The sequence below is a fragment of the Amycolatopsis sp. NPDC052450 genome (genome assembly GCF_044547565.1).
Classification (GTDB): Bacteria; Actinomycetota; Actinomycetes; order Mycobacteriales; family Pseudonocardiaceae; genus Amycolatopsis.
Genome location: NZ_JBIUAQ010000012.1, coordinates 66,332 through 82,795 on the forward strand (window position 1 = coordinate 66,332; position 16,464 = coordinate 82,795).

Genomic DNA, 16,464 nt, shown 5'->3' on the forward strand with positions numbered 1-16,464 from the left:
GAACTTAGCCGGGCGGGTGGCGCGTGCGCGTCCGTCCGGTGGAGGTCATCCCCAGGGTGGAGATCAGCCTCCGTGAGCCGCCGCGAAGAACTCCTTCAGCTTCTCGCGCCAGCTTCGCAGCGCCTCGGGTACGACATCGTCTTGTCCGGCAGGGACGGTCTGCGTCAGCTCCACCATGGTGCCGTCGAGTTCGGAGTGGCTGAACTCCCAGCGCACGACGCCGCCGCGCGGCAGGGAGAGCTCCAGCAGCCGCGGCGGCTCTTCGCGGATGACCGTGCCCGACGTCTTTTCGGGCGTGACCAGTGCCCAGACGTCGTCGAGCGGTTTCCAGACCAGGTCGCGGCGGAAGCGGATCACCTTGCCCTCACCGGTTTCCAGGACTTCGCCGTCGGCGAGCCCGAACTCCTCGATGTAGGCCTCGATGGGGCCGACCCAGTCCTGCGGCGGCTCGTGGTCCTCGCCGTCGAGCAGGGCGGTGAGCGCGACGAGGCAGCTGTCCCAGCCGGCGGCCGTGCGGCCCGCCGCGATCCTGGCGATCGCGGGTTCACCCCGGCCGAAGGTATGGGTGAACAGCAGACGGCTGCCGTCGCCCTCCGGAGTGATCTCCCAGCGCAGCACGTCGTCGTTCCAGCTGAAGGCGAACACGCGAGGTTCGTCGGCTTCGAGGACCTCGCCCGCTGTCGGGGCCTCTTCGCCTTCGAAGGTGAACTCGATGGTCCCGCCCGGTCGCAGGTCGACGGCGACCGCCGCGGGGAACCACTTCGCGAGCTCCGACGGTTCGGTGATCGCCCGCCAGACGCGCTCCGGCCGGTGCGCGAGACGGCGTTCGATCCGCAGCGCGGGGCGCTCTCCGACGGTTTCCAACCGGGCGCGAGGGTTCACGGTTACCTCCTAATGTGCCTCAAGGGGAATATAACCGTGCGGGAATACTGGGTCAAACGCCGCGCAGGGCGGCTACCGCGTCCTTCAGTTCAGGGTCGGCTTGGGCCTTGTCGAGGGCCGTCGCCAAGACCTCGTGATAGGTCGGTTCTGTTTCGGAGAGCCGTTTCCTGCCTTCCTCGGTGATGCACGAATACACCCCGCGGCGATCGTTCTCGCAGGGGTCGCGTTCCGTCAGGCCGGCGTCTTCGAGGCGGACGACCATCCGGCTCACCGAACTCTGGTTGAGCCCGATCGCCTCGGCGAGTTCCTGCATGCGCAGGACCCCCCTCTCGGTGGCGGCCAGCTTGCCGAGCGCGCGGAACTCGGAGAGCCCGAGTCCGTGCCGCCTTTGCAGTGCCTTCGCGAGTTCTTGCTCGATGCGCCCGTGCAGCGTGAGGACACGGCCCCATGCCTGTTCGTCGGCGGTCATGGCGACCTCCCTGGATCTGCTTGACACGAGTTTACATGCAGTGACAGCATCTGCTTGCACATACATGTACTTTGAAATCACTCGGAGGGGATCGCGATGACCGAGGATCGAAGCTTCCTGTTCCTGATCGGGAGCGCCCGCGCGGGCGGCAATACGGAGATCCTGGCGCGGCGGGCGGCGAAGGCGCTTCCTCGTGCTGTGAAGCAGCGATGGATCCGGACGGCCGAGCTGCCGTTGGCGCCGTTCGTCGACCGGAAACACGACGGCGAGGAGTTGGTCCCGCCCGCCGGGAACGAGCGAGCACTGTTCGACGCGACCATGGCCGCCACGGATCTGGTGATCGCGTCGCCGGTCTACTGGTACAGCGTGTCGGCGTCGGTGAAGCTGTACTTCGACCATTGGGCGGGCTGGCTGGACCAGCCGGAACTCCGCTTCAAGGAGCAGATGCGCGGTAAGACCTTGTGGGGGGTGAGCGCGCTCGCCGAGCAGCCGGAACAGGCGGAACCCCTGATCGGAACCCTGCGCAAAACCGCCGTATATCTCGGAATGCGCTGGGGCGGGCAGTTGACCGGCAACGGAAGCCGACCTGGCGACGTCCTGCTGGACGAGGGCGCGCTCAAGGCGGCCGAGACCTTCTTCGCCGGGGCGGATCTCGTGCGCGCCTGAGCTTCAGGACGTGTGGACACCGATGCCGCCCCGGCCGGGAGCGAGGTCGTCGCGCAGGACGAGGTTCTCGTCGTAGTCGCCGCCGTTCTGGGAGCGGAACGGGATCGGGTCGCTGGTGGACAGGGTGCGCAGCCTGCCCCGCAGTGCTTCGGCGGCGACGTCGTACTGCTCGGGCGAAACCCGGTCGGCGCCGCAGACCGTGAGTGGAGGGAGGACGGACATCCCGGCGTACCAAAGGGTTCCGTGCTGGAGCGGGAACAACACGTCGTTGATCTCGCCGTTCACGCCGCGCGGTCCGATGGTGGTTTCCGGCGCGCCCGCGGTCAGCAGGACCATGGCGCGTTTCCCGGCCAGCACCCCTTCGCCATAGCGCGACGTCCGGCCGTCGGGGCGTCGCACGCCGTAAGCGAAACCCTTGACGAAAACGCGGTCGAACCAGCCCTTGAGGATCGCGGGCATCCCGTACCACCACAGCGGGAACTGGACGATCACCGTGTCCGCCCACGCCAGTTTCTCGTGCTCGGCACGGATGTCTTCGCCGAGTTCGCCGGTCTCGAAGGCGTTCTTCGACGTCGAGCCGACGACGAGCCGATCTGGGGAAGCGGCCCGGCCGAAGTCGTCGGCGTCGACGACGGCCTTCCACTTCATCGCGTACAGGTCGGATTCCCGGACGTCGGCGCCCTGCGCGCGAAGGGCGCGCACGCCTTCGTCGCGCAGCGAGCCACTGAGGGAACGGGGTTCCGGGTGGGCGAAGATCCACAACACGTTCATGTGTCCACCGTCGCGCGGTCCGGCGGCCGACGCGAGTGGCCCGATGGCCAACATGTGCAAGAATCAGGCCATGGGCTTTTTCGGACATCCCGGTCGTCATCGGGTCGCCGTGCTGGTCCGGCACGGAATGCTGGTGATGGAGCTGGGCATCGTCATCCGGCTCTTCGGCACGGCCAGATCGGCCGACGGCGAGCCGCTCTACGAGGTCGTCACCTGCACGCCGGAACCCGGCCAGATCCGGACCGACGCCGATGTCACCATCTCGGTCCCGCTCGGCCCGGAAGTGCTGGCCGAGGCCGACACCGTCGTCATCCCGGCCTCGTCCACCGAATACGAACCGTCGGGGCACGACCTCACCGAGCCGCTCGCGCGGGCGCTGGAGCTGATCCGGCCGGACGCCAGGATCGCGTCGATCTGCACGGGTGCCTTCGTGCTCGCCGCCGCCGGACTGCTCGACGGCCGGAAGGCGACCACGCACTGGCGTTCGGCGCTGGACTTCCAGGCGAAGTTCCCGAAGGTCGACCTGGACCCCAATGTGCTCTACACCGACGACGGGAACGTTCTGACCGCGGCGGGGGTCGCGTCCGGGATCGACCTCTGCCTGCACATGATCCGGTGTGATCACGGCGCCGCGGTCGCGAACGAGGTCGCGCGCGGCACGGTCGTCTCGCCGCATCGCGAGGGTGGGCAGGCGCAGTTCATCCGGCGTCCGGTGCCGGAGCCGCAGTCCTCGTCGACGGCGGCGGCGCGGGCCTGGGCGCTGGAAAACCTCGACCGGCCGCTGACGCTGCGCGAGCTGGCGGCGAAAGAGGCGATGAGCACGAGGACGTTCACGCGGCGGTTCCGGGACGAAGTCGGGATTTCGGCGCTGCAGTGGCTGACCCAGCAACGGATCGAACGGGCCCGCCAGCTGCTCGAAGAGACCGACTTGCCGGTGGACAAGGTCGCCGCCGAGGCGGGGTTCGGCACGGCCGCGTCGCTGCGCCAGCATCTCCAGGCCGCGTTGGGTGTCTCGCCGAGCGCGTACCGGAATACCTTCCGTGAAGCCGTCTAGAAACAGCTGACCGACTGGTAACTTACCCAGAAATAAGTTCCGGAGGTGGTCAGTGTCAACAGCGAAGGCCCTCAAACTCGCCGAACGGATCCTGTTCGGCGCCGCCGCGATCGGCACGGTGTACTCCGCCAGGACGGGCAACCGGCGGTTGCAACTGGTGACGAAACCGGCCGCGGTCCCCGTCCTCGCGGCTCGTGTCGCTCGGGCGCAAACCCTTGCACCAGGAGAGAAAGGGCTGCTCGTCGCCGCTTTGGTCGCGGCAGGCGCGGGCGACCACTTCATGGGCCGGTCGCATGAGGACCGTGAGCTGATCAAGGGCGCGACGTCGTTCGGCGTGATGCAGGTGCTGTATTCCGCGTTCCTGTGGCGCCGCGGCGCACGTCCGCGTGCCGCGACCGCGACGCCCCGGCTCGGGGCGTGGGCTGCGGCCGCCGTCGCGATGACGCTCCCGAAGCCGTCTCCGGTGTCCTCGGTGCTTTCGGTCTACGGAGGCCTGCTGAGCACGACGTCGACTCTCGCGGCAGACCCGGCCTTGGCGCCGAAGGCTCGGGTGTCGGGCGGGATGGTGGTCCCGTCGGGTGATCGCCGGACCTGGATCGCCGCCGGCGCGCTGCTGTTCTCCGCGTCAGACCTGGCGATCTTGATTCGCCGCAACTTCGTCACCAGTGAGCGAGTGCGAGCCAACCTCGAAACCTTCGTGCTGACCTCGTATCTGGCCTCCCAATGGCTGCTCGTCGAGGGCATGACCGCGGAGGAGTAGAAAGTTAAGCAGGTACTTGACTATCGCTCGGCGTGGGCGGATAGTTAAGCATGTGCCTAACCAACAGATGGATCAGGTGTTCAAGGCGCTTTCCGACGGGACGCGCCGCGAAATGATCGAGCGCCTCACCCGGGGACCGGCCTCGGTGGGGGAGCTCGCGCAGCCGTTGTCGATGTCGTTGCCCGCTGTGATGCAGCACCTCCAGGTGCTCGAAACCTGCGGACTGGTCCGGTCGGAAAAGGCGGGCCGCGTCCGCACCTGCCATCTCGAACCGGACGGCCTGCGGATGGCCGAGGACTGGCTCGGCGGGCAGCGCACCGGCTGGGAACACCGGCTCGATCGCCTTGGTGGCTTTCTCGACTCCGACGAAGGGAAACGGTCATGACCGTCAAACACGCCACTTTCACCCTCGAACGCGTCTATCCGGTGTCGCCGGAACGCGTTTTCGCCGCCTGGTCCGATCCCGCCGCGAAAGCGGGCTGGTTCACCGTGCCGGGCGGCGGGCATTCCTTGGACTTCCGTGTCGGCGGCCAGGAGGTCACCAGCGGTCCTCCCGATGACGGGAAGCGGATGGTCTTCGAAGCGCGCTACGAAGACATCGCCGAGAACGAGCGGATCGTCTACGCGGGCACACTCTCCGCGAACGACGTTCTGGCGACCGTGTCGGTCACGACGGTGCTGCTCGAAGCCGAGGCGGACGGAACCCGGCTGACGCTGATCGAGCAGGGCACCTTCCTTGACGGGCACGAAGAACCGAGCTGGCGGGAACAAGGTACGGGCGACTGGCTCGACAAACTGGGCAAAACACTGTCGCGATGATTTCCGGCAGGATGGGGACATGCTGACCGCTGAGCTGATCGTCGACAGCCGTTTCCCGTCGGAACCCGCGCTTTCCCCCGACGGGAAATGGGTGGCCTACCAGGTCTCGACCATCGCGAAAGGCGTTCCCGAGATCTGGCTCGCCGCTGTGGACGGCAGCGAAAAGCCGCGGAAGCTGGCCGAAGGGTCCTCGCCCCGGTGGTCCGCGGATGCCCTCTATTTCCTCCGGGACGGCCGTGTCTGTTCGGGGGACGAGGAGCTGTTCGCCTGGGGCAGTGAGATCACCGGATTCCTTCCGCTGCGCGACCGGATCGTGTTCATCGCCGAAGACGAGACGCCCGCTCCGGCCGTCTGGGTCTGGAGCGAGAGTCTTCGCCCGGCGCGGCTGCGAAGCTTCGATCCTCGAACCGGCGAGATCACGACACTGATCGAAGATCACGTCGTCGACGTCGCCCGACGGCAGGACGACAAGGCGCTCGCCGTCATCACCTGGCCGACGCCGGAAGCCGACCCCAGCGGGCTCGAACCCCGGCTTTCCTCGCTGGACCTGGAAACCGGTGAGCGGCGTGAGCTCGGCCGGGTCGCGTTCGAAGCCGACGGCCCCGTTTGGTGGCGGGACGAGGACGGCTGGCACATCGCGTACCTCGGGACTCCGGAACCGGTGGGTGGCTGGGCGGTCTTCGACGTTTCCGTGGAAACCGGGGAACAGCGGAACCTCACCGAGGAATCGACCTGCCCGGTCAAGCTCGCGCAGGTCGATTCCGGTGCTCCTCTGGTGCTCGTCGCCGACGGGCTCGACACGGCTCTCCATCGGCTCGGGTCCGGCGAAGTGTCGTTCTGGCGCGGGCAAGCCGACGCGCTGGCCTCGAACGGCGAGATCGTGGTCACCGTGCTGAGTACCGCGTACCGGCCGAAAGATGTCCATTGTGGACCGCTGGGCGGGGCGTCGACGCGAGTCAGCGACACGGCGCCGGAGTTCGCCGGGATTTCGTGGGGTTCCCAGGAACGGTTGTCCTACAAGGCGTCCGACGGCCTCACGTTGGACGGCCTGCTCGTCCTGCCGCCGGGAAAGACGCGGGCCGACGGGCCTTTCTCACTGGTCACGCGGGTTCACGGCGGACCGTACGACCGGTTCTCCGACCGCTTCATGCTCGGCTGGTTCCCGTCGGCACAGTGGCTGGCCCTCGCAGGGCACGCCGTCTTCCTGCCGAATCCCCGTGGGGGACAAGGCCATGGGCATGAATTCGCCGCTTCCGTCGCGGGACGGGTCGGCCTGGAGGAATGGGGCGATATCGAGACCGGGATCGATCTCCTCATCGCGGAAGGAGTGGCCGATCCGGAGCGGCTCGGGATCGTGGGCGGGAGTCACGGCGGATACATGACGGCCTGGGTCGTCGGGCAGACCCGGCGGTTCAAGGCGGCGCTGATGGTCGCCGGGATCAGTGACTGGGGAATGCTCGCCGCGACCGGTGAACTCGGTCCGCTGGTGGAATCCGCGCACAGCGGGAGTATCGGCTGGGAAGGGACAGGGCCGCACCGGCACGATCAGCTCAGCCCGATCTCCTTCGCGTCGAAGATCGAGACCCCCGTGCTGATCGTGCACGGTGCGGAAGACACGAACGTCCCCTTGTCCCAGGCGGAATTCTTCCACCGCGCGCTACGCCACTTCGGCGTCGAACACGACCTCGTCGTGTATCCCGGCGAAGGACATTCGCTCCGCGGACGTGATCACCAGCTGGACCTGCTCCGCCGGTCTCGCGAGTGGTTCGCGCGGTTGCTTTAGCTCCAGTCGGTCTGCGGTTCTCCGGGGATGTGCGTGCCGAAAGTCCATTCGTAGCCTTCGAGATCGTCGACGCGGCAGCGGTAATTGCCCCATTCGGTGTTCTCCGGTTTCCAGACCGGCGTCGCGCCGGCTTCGACGGCGGAAGCGAAGACGGCGTCCACGGCCTCCTGCGTCGGAAGGCTCACGTAGAGGCCGTGGCCGACCGTTTCGCCCTTGCGGGCCGGACGGTCGTAGTCCTCTTCCGCGCTGAACACGATGATCCCGACGCCGCCGAGCCGCAGTTCCGCGTGCTGGATCAACCCTTTGTCGTCGGCGAACTCCATGGTGGTCTCGAAACCGAAGGCGCGTTCGAGCCAGCGAAGCGCCTTCGGGGCATCGTGGTAAGAGAGGTAGGAGTGGAGGGAGGCGAGGCGGTCCTTGGTTTCGGTCATGGGCACAGCCTCGCAACCGATGCGGACAACTACGGTCCTGGATTGCCGGCCGTCACCAGAGCAGACGAAGCCCGAGCACGGTGATGAGCGCGCTGGACGCCAGCGCGGTCACCAGCTGTCCACGGCGTCCGGTCAACGCCTTGCCGAGTACGGCGCCACCGCCGGCGAGGAACAGTTGCCAGCTGGCCGAAGCGGCGAACGCGGCGAGCGCGAAGACCACGTGCTCCGCCCCGCTCGCCGCGGCCATGTCCTCGCTGCCGAGTACGAGCGCCGCGAAGTAGACCACCGTCGTCGGGTTCAGCAACGTGATCCCGAGCAGGCTCACGTACGCCTTCGCCGGACCGATCGCGACCGGCTGGGTCACCTCGGCTTTGGCGGAGGCGCGGAAGTTCCGGACCCCGGTGAGTCCGATGTGGACGGCCAGCCCGAGCAGCACCGCCACCGAGATCCAGCGCAACGGTTCGGCGATCGGCTCGATGATCGGGATCAGGCTGCCGCCGCCGAGGACCGCGAGCAGGGCGTACAGCCCGTCGGCCGTCGCGACTCCCAAGGCGGCGTACGCGCCGATCTTGAGCCCTGCCCGTGCTGTCAGTACCACCAGATAGGTCGCGACCGCGCCCACCGGGATGGCGATGCCATACCCGGCGAGCAGGCCCGCGACGAGCGCGGCGCTCACGGCAGGACTGGTGTCGGCCTCCGCCAGGACCCGGCCTGCTGCTGCACCCGCACCCGTCGGACGACGGAGGACGGGGACAGGAAGGTGAGGGTCGATGTCATGTGGTGAAGGATGCGAACGGACGGCCCGGCGCGCAACACAATTAACGGCGCAGGACGCTCCGCGGATGTCATGAAAGGGTCGTTCAGGACGTTTTTCGTCCTGAACGACCCTTTCATGACATGACTGACGGCCCCCGTCACGTCCGCCTCGCCCGTCACTGGACGACGGCCTGCTCCAGAACGGCGTCCAGATCGGCCAGCAACTTGGCCTTCGGCCGGGCGCCGACGGTCGTCCACACCGGACTCCCGTCGCGGAAGAGGATCAGCGTCGGCAAGGACATGACCTGATAGTTCCTTGCCGTGAGCGGGTTCTCGTCGGAGTTGAGCTTGCGGATGAGCAGCGCGCCGGCGCGCTCGTCGGCGATCTCCGCGAGCACCGGCGCGATCATGTGGCAGGGCGGGCACCATTGCGCCCAGAAGTCCACCAGGACGGGTTTGTCCTGGTCGAGGACGAGTTCTTGGAAGGTTTCGTCGGTGACGACGGAAAGGGACATTCAGGCCTCCTCGGTTCGCGGCACGACGACGCACGGTCCCGGCGGTGTTTTCAACGCGCCCGCCAGTTTGGTCAGCAGGCTGTCCCGCACGTCGTTGAGCCTGGCAAGACAGGCGTCCACCTCGGCGAGTTTGCGTTGGTAGACCTCGATCGAATCGGCGCACGAGTCGCCGGTCTCGTGCCCGGCGCGCAGGCATTCGACGAACGGCCTGGTGTCCTCGAGGCTGAGCCCGACCGCTTGCAGGGTCAGGATCTCGTGCACCAGGCGGTAGTCGTCCTCGTCGTACTCCCGGTAGCCGTTCGACGCGCGCCGTGCGTCGAGAAGCCCTTGTGACTCATAGAAACGCAGCGCGCGCGTGGTGGTTCCGGTGCGCGCGGCGAGCTCGCCGATCCGCATGGTCCGAGCGTAAACCTTGCCCTTGGCGTCAAGGCAAACGTTCAGTCGTCGAGATCGACCCGGATGGTGAGGAGGTTCGTGCCGATCGCCCGCACGGCGGCGCTGTTGAGCCTCGGCAGGGCCTTGAGGCGGACGCGGGGGTCGTCGCCGGGGAGCAGGTGTGCCGTGCCGGTGTGCCACCGGCCCTTGAGCCGGACGCGGACGCGCGGGTCGGCCTGGATGTTGCGGACGTACTGCGATTTCTCGCCGAACTCGGAGACGATCCAGAACTCGCGGCCCACCCTGCGGCCCCCGATCGGCGTCTGCCGGGGCACCCCGGACTTGCGGCCGGTGGTCTCCAGGACCGGCTGGTTCGGCAGGCGGACGAGGATCGGGTTGCCGACGTGGCGCTGGAAGGTCGTGGCCACCCGGTGCTTGATCTCGTGAAAGCGCGACATGCCGTCCAGCGTGCCTGACGGTTCTACGCTTGGCCCATGGTGAACGAGTCCGACGTGGCCCTGGGGGACGGGACCACCCTGCACACATACGACACGGGCGGCGCCGGTCCGGTGGTCTTCTGGCATCACGGCACCCCGAACATCGGCGCCCCGCCCGCCCCGCTGTTCCCGGCCGCTGCGCGGCTCGGACTCAGGTGGGTCTCCTGCGACCGGCCCGGTTACGGCGGCTCGTCGCCGCGGCCCGGCCGAGACGTCGCGTCGGCGGCGTCGGACGTCGAGAAGGTCGCCGACGCACTGGGGATCGAGCGGTTCGCGGTCTTCGGGCATTCCGGTGGCGGACCGCACGCGTTCGCCTGCGCGGCTCTGCTGCCGGAACGGGTCTCGGCGATGGTCGCCGTCGCGAGCATGGCCCCGTACGACGCCGACGGGCTGGACTACTTCGCCGGCATGAGTCCAGCAGGAGTGGGCGCTCTGACGGCCGCCTTGGCGGGACGGGAGGCGAAGGAGGACTACGAGGCCTCGGCCGAATACGACGCCGAGATGTTCACCCCTTCGGACCACGCGGCCCTTGCCGGTGACTGGAAATGGTTCCTCGAGGTCGTCGGCCCCGCGATCGAGGGCGGCCCCGGCGGACTGATCGACGACGATCTCGCGTACGTCGCGAAGTGGGGCTTCCAGCCGTCCGACGTCAAGGCTCCGGTGCTGCTACTGCACGGCGCCGCGGACCGGATCGCGCCGCTCGCGCACGGCGAGTGGCTGGCCCGGCAGTGCGCCGCTGCCGAGTTGCGCACTTTTCCCGAGGAGGGGCACCTTTCGGTTCTTCGCCACGGGGAGGCCGCGCTCGAGTGGCTGGCCGAGCGCCCGTGAGCTGACCGCGACTTCGCGTCGATGCGGGGTGGCGGTTTCGCGTGATCGGACGGACGGCACGCGTGATTGGACGGACGGCACGCGTGATTGGACGGACGGCACGCGTGATTGGACGGACGGCTCGCGGCGGAACCCGGCCGCGAGCGTGTCGTCCATCCAGACACGCGTGTCGTCCGCCTGATCACGCGTGCCGTCCGCCAGAACACGCGCGATCGCCAACGACAGCGTCTTCACACCGTTCGCAGTGGCGGCATCCGAGAGGGCTCGCCAGAACGCCCCAAATCGCTCACGACCCCGCAGCACCGAAGGCAGCGTGCAGCGCCTCTTCGTACTGCTGCCGCGAGAACGTCAGCACACCGATGGCGTCGTAGTTCCATTCCCGGTACGTATTGCGAAGACCCGACCAAGTCACGGTCTCGTCGTCGGTCGCTATCTTCACCACCAACGCCCAGCATTCGACGATGCCGCACGAGCACCCCAGCAGGAGGTGTTCGTCGTCTTCGGCGCCGTGCGGAACGTCGTCCGGTGCTTCCCCGAGGAGGTGCTCGGCGGAGCAACTGGTCAGGGGGCTGTAGTCCCCGGCGAGCAAGGGCGCGGGTTCCGGCGCGAACTCCTCGGCGCGTTCCTGCTGTTCCGCGAGCGCGTCGGGAAGTTCGGCCCGGCGCACCAGTTCCAGGAAGGAGACGCCGTCGATCAGCAGCTCGATCGCGGCTGTCGTTCTCCCGTTGGCCGATCGCCTTGTCACGTCGGAGACCCTGCGGAACTCGATCGAACGCATGGCGCCACGGTAACCGCCGGTGCCGGGGCCAGAGCGTGGTTTGGCCGGTTCAGGCCGCGGGCCGTCCGGCGCCGGTGTAGTCGTCGCCCTTCGAGTGGTACGTGTGGATCTGGATCGCCTGGCCCTGGGTGGGCGCGTTGATCATCAGGCCGTTCCCGAGGTACAGCCCGACGTGGTGGATGCGCGTCGCCGGGCTCCCGTAGAAGACGAGGTCCCCGAGCTTCGGTTCGCCGGACACCTGCGGCAGCGCCCGGAATTGGCTGTCCGCGGTCCGCGGGAGCGAGATCCCGGCTTCGTCGTAGGACTTCTTGGTCAGCCCGGAGCAGTCGAAGCCCGCCGCGCCCGCCTCGGGGCCGTTGCCGCCCCACACGTACGGAAGGCCGAGCTGACCGAGGGCGAACCGCGTCGCCTTCACGGCTGGGCTGGCGGAACGTGCCGGGTCGAGGGACAGGGTCGCGTACAGCTGCGCGTTGCCCAAGACGCGCTGGCGGAACAGTTCGGCGTCGTTGCCCTTGCCGCCCTGGTAGCCGGCGATGGCCTTCCACCAGCCGTTGCCGCCGCCGAGGTCGGCGCCGGAAGCGCACAGCGCGCGGCCGGCGGCGACCGACGCGGAGTCGGGGTCGGTGAGCGCGGGTTTCGCGATCCCGGGGATCGACGCGCCGTGCTTCTTCCACTGCTGTGCCGACAGGCCGAGGGGGTTGTCGCCGCCGCGTCCGTGGTTCGAGCTCGCCGCGCCGACCCCGGCAAGGGTGACCCAGGACAGGTGGCAGTTCGGCTGCTCGCCGCGCAGCGCCAGTTCACCGTTCGCGTAGCCAATGAGCGACTTCGCCGGGATGTCGAGCGGCCCGGCCAGTTTCGCCGCCCACTCTTCGAGCGGCCGGACGCCCTTCGGTGTCTCCTGGGCCTTGACCGGCGCGCTGACTTCGAGGACCGACGGACCCGCACCGCCGCCGACGGTGGCCGGATCCTGTTTGGCGGCCGGCACCGGGACCGGCTGGTTCCCGCCGGCCGGTGCCGGATCGTTGCCGCCGGCGAGCAGCCAGCCCGCCGTCGCGAGCCCCGCGACCAGCGGGAGAGCGACCAGGCCGCGCATCGCCACGCCGTGCGCCCACGACTTCTTCTTGCTGTTTTCGGGCGCGCTCGGGGCTGAATCGGGCTCGGTCACGCCGTCCAGGTTATTGGAGACCACCTCTGCGTAACGAGCGAACGCCTTGCACGTTAGGGGGACTCTCATATTCTGGACGAATGAGTGAGACGGGAGCGCTCGACGCCGGGCGTCTGAGTGCCGCGCTGTCCGGCCGGTACGCCACGATCCAGGTCGTGGCGAGCACCGGGTCCACCAACGCCGACCTGCGGGAAGCCGCCGCGAAGGGTGCCGAAGACCGCACCGTGCTGATCGCCGAGGAGCAGACGGCCGGCGTCGGCCGCCGGGCCAGGCAGTGGTCCTCGCCGAAGGGATCCGGCCTCTACGTCAGTGTGCTGCTGCGGCCGGACGGGGTTCCGTTCAGCAATTTGGGTTCACTTTCCGTGGTCGCGGGTCTCGCGGTCCGGGAGGTCGCCGCGAGTGTGGGCGTCGACGCCGTCCTCAAGTGGCCGAACGACGTGTTGGCCGGTCCCGGTCGCGCGAAATGCGCGGGCATCCTGGCGGAGGCCGCCGCCGGTGACGAGAGCACCGTGGTCCTCGGCATCGGCCTGAACGTCCTGCCGCTCGGCGAGAACGTCCCGGCCGGGCCCGGCGGCCTGCCGGCGACCTCGCTGGCCGAGCAGGGGGCGACGGAGACCGATCGCGCCGAGATCGCCACGCGGCTGCTCACCGGTTTCGACGAACTCGAACGCCGCTGGCGGCTCGCCGGCGGGTCGCTGGCCGAGGCCGGTCTGCTCGGGGACTACCGGCGGCATTGCGCCACGCTCGGCCAGGATGTCGAGGTCCAGCTGCCCGACGGCTCGGCGCTGACCGGCCGTGCCGCCGACATCGATCCCGCGGGCCAGCTCCAGGTCGACGTTCCCGGTGGTGAGCGGTACACGGTGTTCGCCGGCGACGTCGTGCACGTCCGGCCCGCCGGGGCCTGATCCGTGCGTCTCGATTTCCGGCGTCTCCTCTTCCGCCGGGACCGTTCGCCGGTACGGTGAGCTCACCAGCGCCGAACATACTTTTGGGAGCGTCCGCCGTGGCCTATCCGGACGATTTGCTCAGCGAAAACGAGCACGTCGTGGTGCACAGTCACCCGCATTTCAAGATGCTGATCTTCCCGTTCCTCGCGCTGATCGTCACGCTCGGCGTGGGCATCTGGCTGGCCGTGATCGCGAGGGACGCGACGGCCCCGTGGGACCTGATCTCGGAGATCGCGATCGCCGCGGTCGGGGTCGGGCTCGTCGTATGGCTCTTCCTCGCTCCGTTCGTCCGCTGGCGCACGACGCATTTCATCGTGACCACGGATCGGCTGATCGCCCGTGAAGGCGTGCTCAAGCGGACCGGGATCGACATCCCGTTGTCGCGGATCAACAGCGTCCAGTTCGAGCACGGCCTGCTGGACCGCGTGTTCGGCTGCGGCACGCTGGTGATCGAGTCCGCTTCGGACGAACCGCTGAAGTTCGACGACATCCCCAAGGTCGAGCGTGTGCACACGGTGATCTACCGCGAAGTCAACGACAACCCGTACGACGACTTCGCGCCGCCTGCCGCCGGCGCGCCGCAGCAGACCGAACCCCTGCCGCCGCAAGGGCCCCCGCCGCGCGGAAACCGGCGGCGTTGATGGGCACGCGAGAGCTGGGGCTGCCCGACCGCGTCCCGTCGGCCGCCGCGTTGCCGGAACGGGTGACGATCTGGGAGGTCGGTCCGCGTGACGGTCTCCAGAACGAGAAGTCGATCGTCCCGGTCGAGGTCAAACTCGAATTCCTGGACAAGCTCGCCGATGCCGGGCTGACCACGCTCGAGGCGACCAGTTTCGTGAGCCCGAAATGGGTGCCGCAGCTGGCTGACGCCGAGCAGCTCCTGGCCGGGCTCGAAAAGCGCGAGGGCGTCCGGTATCCGGTGCTCGTCCCGAACGAGCGCGGGCTGGACAGGGCGCTGGAGGCCGGCGTCTCGCATATCGCGATCTTCGCCAGCGCCACCGAGACCTTCGCCAAGAAGAACCTCAACTCGACGGTGGACGACCAGTTCGCGATGTTCGAGCCGGTCGTCACCCGGGCGCGGGCCGAAGGCCTCGATGTCCGCGGCTACGTGTCGATGTGCTTCGGCGACCCTTGGGAGGGCGCCGTCCCGGCCTCGCAGGTCGCCGGAGTGGGTAAGCGGCTCCTGGACCTGGGCTGCTCGCAGCTCTCGCTCGGGGACACCATCGGCGTCGCCACCGCGGGCCAGGTCGAGGCGCTGATCGGCCAGTTCGCCGACGTCGGCACCTTGGCCGTCCATTTCCACGACACCTACGGCCAGGCACTCGCGAACACGCTGGCCGCCCTGCGCTGCGGTGTGTCCACTGTGGACTCCTCGGCCGGTGGGCTCGGTGGCTGCCCGTACGCCGAATCGGCCACCGGGAACCTCGCCACCGAAGACCTCGTGTGGATGCTCGACGGTCTCGGCGTCGAAACCGGGGTCGACCTCGACGCGCTGGTGGCGACGAGCAAGTGGATGGCCGGGAAGCTGGGCAGGCCGAGCCCGTCCAGGGTGGTCAACGCGCTCGCCGGATGAGGTTCGCCGAACTCACGGACGGGACCTGTTTTCGCCCTCGTCGAACGTCGCCGCCCGCGCGGGCCTTGACGCGCTTTCGGGTATCCGCCGACGAGAACGCCGGTCGGCGCTAAGGTCGTAACGCGTCCTGTCCGCTGCCTCCCCCGTCACCGGTGGGGTTCGATTCCTTGGGGGAGGTGCGGTGACCGATCCGAGCGAGGCCGGAACGGGCCCGATCCGGCTGCCCGTCCAGTACGACGACGCCCCGACACCACCGCACGGGGCGCGCGCTCCGTACGCGCCTTCGCCGTGGCCGCCCGCGGTGGCGCCGTTGCGGGTGCCGTTCCCGCCCCGGCCCGTCGCCCCGCCGCCCATGGGGGCTTTGCGGACCGAACGGGAAAGCGTGATCGCGCTGTTCCTCGTGCACATGTTCCCCATCGGGCATCTGCCGGTCGCGATGGGGAAACCCGCGCGCCAGTTGCCGCTCCCCGAAGGCGGTTCCGGCCCGCAGGATCACCCCGAAGCGGACGTGCTGGACGATCTGGACGCGTTGTCACACGTCAGCAGTGGCTTCCGGCGATCGCCGACGACTCCGGCCGTCGCGCCCCCGCCGGCGTTGACCAGGGGGCACGACCCGTGGGGCGGAGCGTCCCAAGAGGACTGGACGGCGCGCTTCGCCGGAGACAACGGTTATCTGTGGCCGCCCGCCGAACTCTTTCCCGAGGGCGGTATCGATCCCGCGACGCCGGCGATGCTCGAAGCCGGCACTCATCTCGACCGTTTCGGGGATCAGCACGGCCGGGTGTTCGCCGAGGACGGGACCCTGTTCCCGATGCGCTCGCTGCCGCCGGAGCAGGTCACCACGTACCGGCGTTACCGCGTCGTCCGGCCGCTGCCGGTCTGGCGATCGGTGACCGCCGAATGGTTCGGCCAGCCGGGCGGCGGGGTGCGCTTTCGCACGGTGCTGGGCGCCGATGAACTCGTCACGCTGGGCTACCTGGCGGACGTCACGGGGGAGGTTCGGTGAACACGGGGACGATCCTGCGGTGGCTGGCCGCGCTGGGTGTGCCCGCCGAGGTGGTCTCGGTCGGCGCGGAGACGGACAACGCCTGGTGCCTCATGCGCACTGAGGAAGAAGACGCCGAGCCCGCCTGGGAGGTCTTCTGGCGTGAGCAGGGCAACCGGTACGACTGGGCGCGTTTCACCAGCGAACAGGTCGCCTGCCACTACCTCTTCGGCCGTCTCGCCTGGTCCCAGGTCGCGCGCGGCGCCGTCGGCCTGCTGCCCGGGGCACAGTGACCCTCCTTGGCTGAGGAGTTGGGGGGTGCGCCAAAGGAACCAAAGCTAGTTTGTGAAATTGGTTTTGCAACAAGCCCCCCCCCCCACCCCCCCCCCCGACCCCCACACCGCCGCCCC

The 16,464-nt window shown here is 68.7% G+C and carries 22 protein-coding genes; 12 read left to right on the forward strand and 10 right to left on the reverse strand.

The genetic code is table 11. The annotated features are described in order from the left end of the window. Window positions 1-63: 63 nt before the first annotated feature. Together ACIHAO_RS21210 and ACIHAO_RS21215 are read right to left on the reverse strand one after the other, a co-directional pair. Window positions 64-882: an SRPBCC family protein gene (locus tag ACIHAO_RS21210; protein ID WP_396560273.1), complete on the reverse strand. Its 819-nt coding sequence runs from the start codon at window positions 880-882 to the stop codon at window positions 64-66. Window positions 883-934: 52 nt separating this feature from the next. Beyond that, complete coding sequence (locus ACIHAO_RS21215) at window positions 935-1,351, reverse strand: MarR family winged helix-turn-helix transcriptional regulator (protein ID WP_396560275.1); 417 nt, start codon at window positions 1,349-1,351, stop codon at window positions 935-937. A gap of 96 nt (window positions 1,352-1,447) precedes the next feature. Between ACIHAO_RS21215 and ACIHAO_RS21220 the strand changes: the two genes are divergently transcribed. After that, the gene (locus tag ACIHAO_RS21220; protein WP_396560277.1) at window positions 1,448-2,017 is read left to right on the forward strand and encodes a flavodoxin family protein; all 570 of its coding nucleotides are present in this window, start codon (window positions 1,448-1,450) and stop codon (window positions 2,015-2,017) included. Window positions 2,018-2,020: 3 nt separating this feature from the next. Here the strand turns inward: ACIHAO_RS21220 and ACIHAO_RS21225 are convergent, their stop codons facing one another. Next, window positions 2,021-2,788, reverse strand: coding sequence for an NAD(P)H-dependent oxidoreductase (locus ACIHAO_RS21225; RefSeq protein WP_396560279.1), 768 nt, complete (start codon window positions 2,786-2,788; stop codon window positions 2,021-2,023). Between the two features lie 43 nt (window positions 2,789-2,831). Here ACIHAO_RS21225 and ACIHAO_RS21230 point away from each other — a divergent pair, with 43 nt between their 5' ends. The 5 genes from ACIHAO_RS21230 to ACIHAO_RS21250 all read left to right on the forward strand — a co-directional run bounded on the left by ACIHAO_RS21230 (window position 2,832) and on the right by ACIHAO_RS21250 (window position 7,204). Continuing rightward, the gene (locus ACIHAO_RS21230; RefSeq protein ID WP_396560281.1) at window positions 2,832-3,842 is read left to right on the forward strand and encodes a GlxA family transcriptional regulator; all 1,011 of its coding nucleotides are present in this window, start codon (window positions 2,832-2,834) and stop codon (window positions 3,840-3,842) included. Between the two features lie 52 nt (window positions 3,843-3,894). Continuing rightward, window positions 3,895-4,602 carry a lysoplasmalogenase family protein gene (locus ACIHAO_RS21235; protein ID WP_396560283.1) on the forward strand — a complete coding sequence of 236 codons (708 nt, stop codon included), beginning with the start codon at window positions 3,895-3,897 and terminating at the stop codon, window positions 4,600-4,602. Window positions 4,603-4,669: 67 nt separating this feature from the next. Next, window positions 4,670-4,987, forward strand: a complete 318-nt coding sequence (locus ACIHAO_RS21240) for an ArsR/SmtB family transcription factor (protein WP_396560550.1) — start codon at window positions 4,670-4,672, stop codon at window positions 4,985-4,987. Further along, a complete protein-coding gene (locus tag ACIHAO_RS21245; protein WP_125789019.1) occupies window positions 4,984-5,421 on the forward strand; it encodes an SRPBCC family protein in 438 nt (145 codons plus the stop codon). The genes ACIHAO_RS21240 and ACIHAO_RS21245 overlap by 4 nt, the downstream gene beginning before the upstream one ends. 19 nt (window positions 5,422-5,440) lie before the next feature. Continuing rightward, complete coding sequence (locus ACIHAO_RS21250) at window positions 5,441-7,204, forward strand: prolyl oligopeptidase family serine peptidase (RefSeq protein WP_396560285.1); 1,764 nt, start codon at window positions 5,441-5,443, stop codon at window positions 7,202-7,204. Here ACIHAO_RS21250 and ACIHAO_RS21255 read toward each other — a convergent pair. The 5 genes from ACIHAO_RS21255 to ACIHAO_RS21275 form a co-directional block, all read right to left on the reverse strand. Continuing rightward, entirely contained in the window at window positions 7,201-7,635 is a 435-nt protein-coding gene (locus ACIHAO_RS21255) for a VOC family protein (protein WP_396560287.1), read from the reverse strand. The two genes, ACIHAO_RS21250 and ACIHAO_RS21255, sit on opposite strands and share 4 nt — an antisense overlap. Window positions 7,636-7,687: 52 nt before the next feature. Next, window positions 7,688-8,311, reverse strand: coding sequence for a LysE family transporter (locus tag ACIHAO_RS21260; RefSeq protein WP_396560289.1), 624 nt, complete (start codon window positions 8,309-8,311; stop codon window positions 7,688-7,690). Window positions 8,312-8,567: 256 nt separating this feature from the next. Next, on the reverse strand, window positions 8,568-8,906 hold the full coding sequence (gene trxA / locus ACIHAO_RS21265) for a thioredoxin (RefSeq protein WP_396560291.1): 339 nt from the start codon (window positions 8,904-8,906) through the stop codon (window positions 8,568-8,570). Beyond that, window positions 8,907-9,302 carry a MerR family transcriptional regulator gene (locus ACIHAO_RS21270; protein WP_125789024.1) on the reverse strand — a complete coding sequence of 132 codons (396 nt, stop codon included), beginning with the start codon at window positions 9,300-9,302 and terminating at the stop codon, window positions 8,907-8,909. 41 nt (window positions 9,303-9,343) lie between these two features. Further along, window positions 9,344-9,739, reverse strand: a complete 396-nt coding sequence (locus tag ACIHAO_RS21275; RefSeq protein WP_396560293.1) for a nitroreductase/quinone reductase family protein — start codon at window positions 9,737-9,739, stop codon at window positions 9,344-9,346. A gap of 36 nt (window positions 9,740-9,775) precedes the next feature. Here ACIHAO_RS21275 and ACIHAO_RS21280 point away from each other — a divergent pair, with 36 nt between their 5' ends. Beyond that, window positions 9,776-10,606 (forward strand): alpha/beta fold hydrolase, encoded by an 831-nt coding sequence (locus ACIHAO_RS21280; RefSeq protein ID WP_396560295.1) that lies wholly within the window; start codon window positions 9,776-9,778, stop codon window positions 10,604-10,606. A gap of 286 nt (window positions 10,607-10,892) precedes the next feature. On the opposite strand, the gene ACIHAO_RS21285 is transcribed toward ACIHAO_RS21280, so the two are convergent. Both ACIHAO_RS21285 and ACIHAO_RS21290 read right to left on the reverse strand, forming a co-directional pair. Continuing rightward, a complete protein-coding gene (locus ACIHAO_RS21285) occupies window positions 10,893-11,384 on the reverse strand; it encodes a hypothetical protein (protein ID WP_396560297.1) in 492 nt (163 codons plus the stop codon). Window positions 11,385-11,433: 49 nt separating this feature from the next. Further along, entirely contained in the window at window positions 11,434-12,549 is a 1,116-nt protein-coding gene (locus ACIHAO_RS21290) for a C40 family peptidase (protein WP_396560299.1), read from the reverse strand. An 80-nt stretch (window positions 12,550-12,629) separates the two neighbouring features. Here ACIHAO_RS21290 and ACIHAO_RS21295 point away from each other — a divergent pair, with 80 nt between their 5' ends. The 5 genes from ACIHAO_RS21295 (at window position 12,630) to ACIHAO_RS21315 (ending at window position 16,347) form a co-directional block, all read left to right on the forward strand. Continuing rightward, window positions 12,630-13,454 (forward strand): biotin--[acetyl-CoA-carboxylase] ligase, encoded by an 825-nt coding sequence (locus tag ACIHAO_RS21295; protein ID WP_396560301.1) that lies wholly within the window; start codon window positions 12,630-12,632, stop codon window positions 13,452-13,454. Between the two features lie 98 nt (window positions 13,455-13,552). Then, entirely contained in the window at window positions 13,553-14,137 is a 585-nt protein-coding gene (locus tag ACIHAO_RS21300) for a PH domain-containing protein (protein ID WP_396560303.1), read from the forward strand. Continuing rightward, a complete protein-coding gene (locus ACIHAO_RS21305; protein WP_396560305.1) occupies window positions 14,137-15,069 on the forward strand; it encodes a hydroxymethylglutaryl-CoA lyase in 933 nt (310 codons plus the stop codon). Before ACIHAO_RS21300 ends, ACIHAO_RS21305 begins: the two co-directional genes overlap by 1 nt. Before the next feature lie 181 nt (window positions 15,070-15,250). Next, window positions 15,251-16,075, forward strand: a complete 825-nt coding sequence (locus tag ACIHAO_RS21310; RefSeq protein WP_396560307.1) for a TNT domain-containing protein — start codon at window positions 15,251-15,253, stop codon at window positions 16,073-16,075. After that, the gene (locus tag ACIHAO_RS21315) at window positions 16,072-16,347 is read left to right on the forward strand and encodes a hypothetical protein (protein ID WP_125789032.1); all 276 of its coding nucleotides are present in this window, start codon (window positions 16,072-16,074) and stop codon (window positions 16,345-16,347) included. Before ACIHAO_RS21310 ends, ACIHAO_RS21315 begins: the two co-directional genes overlap by 4 nt. The last annotated feature ends 117 nt before the right edge of the window (window positions 16,348-16,464 follow it).

Coding starts and splice junctions, on each gene's coding strand:
- ACIHAO_RS21270 (WP_125789024.1), bottom strand. CDS start 9,302: ATGCGGATCGGCGAGCTCGCCGCGCGCACCGGAACCACCACGCGCGCG.
- ACIHAO_RS21230 (WP_396560281.1), top strand. CDS start 2,832: ATGGCCAACATGTGCAAGAATCAGGCCATGGGCTTTTTCGGACATCCC.
- ACIHAO_RS21240 (WP_396560550.1), top strand. CDS start 4,670: ATGGATCAGGTGTTCAAGGCGCTTTCCGACGGGACGCGCCGCGAAATG.
- ACIHAO_RS21220 (WP_396560277.1), top strand. CDS start 1,448: ATGACCGAGGATCGAAGCTTCCTGTTCCTGATCGGGAGCGCCCGCGCG.
- ACIHAO_RS21255 (WP_396560287.1), bottom strand. CDS start 7,635: ATGACCGAAACCAAGGACCGCCTCGCCTCCCTCCACTCCTACCTCTCT.
- ACIHAO_RS21280 (WP_396560295.1), top strand. CDS start 9,776: ATGGTGAACGAGTCCGACGTGGCCCTGGGGGACGGGACCACCCTGCAC.
- ACIHAO_RS21245 (WP_125789019.1), top strand. CDS start 4,984: ATGACCGTCAAACACGCCACTTTCACCCTCGAACGCGTCTATCCGGTG.
- ACIHAO_RS21305 (WP_396560305.1), top strand. CDS start 14,137: ATGGGCACGCGAGAGCTGGGGCTGCCCGACCGCGTCCCGTCGGCCGCC.
- ACIHAO_RS21295 (WP_396560301.1), top strand. CDS start 12,630: ATGAGTGAGACGGGAGCGCTCGACGCCGGGCGTCTGAGTGCCGCGCTG.
- ACIHAO_RS21250 (WP_396560285.1), top strand. CDS start 5,441: ATGCTGACCGCTGAGCTGATCGTCGACAGCCGTTTCCCGTCGGAACCC.
- ACIHAO_RS21275 (WP_396560293.1), bottom strand. CDS start 9,739: ATGTCGCGCTTTCACGAGATCAAGCACCGGGTGGCCACGACCTTCCAG.
- trxA (WP_396560291.1), bottom strand. CDS start 8,906: ATGTCCCTTTCCGTCGTCACCGACGAAACCTTCCAAGAACTCGTCCTC.
- ACIHAO_RS21225 (WP_396560279.1), bottom strand. CDS start 2,788: ATGAACGTGTTGTGGATCTTCGCCCACCCGGAACCCCGTTCCCTCAGT.
- ACIHAO_RS21285 (WP_396560297.1), bottom strand. CDS start 11,384: ATGCGTTCGATCGAGTTCCGCAGGGTCTCCGACGTGACAAGGCGATCG.
- ACIHAO_RS21215 (WP_396560275.1), bottom strand. CDS start 1,351: ATGACCGCCGACGAACAGGCATGGGGCCGTGTCCTCACGCTGCACGGG.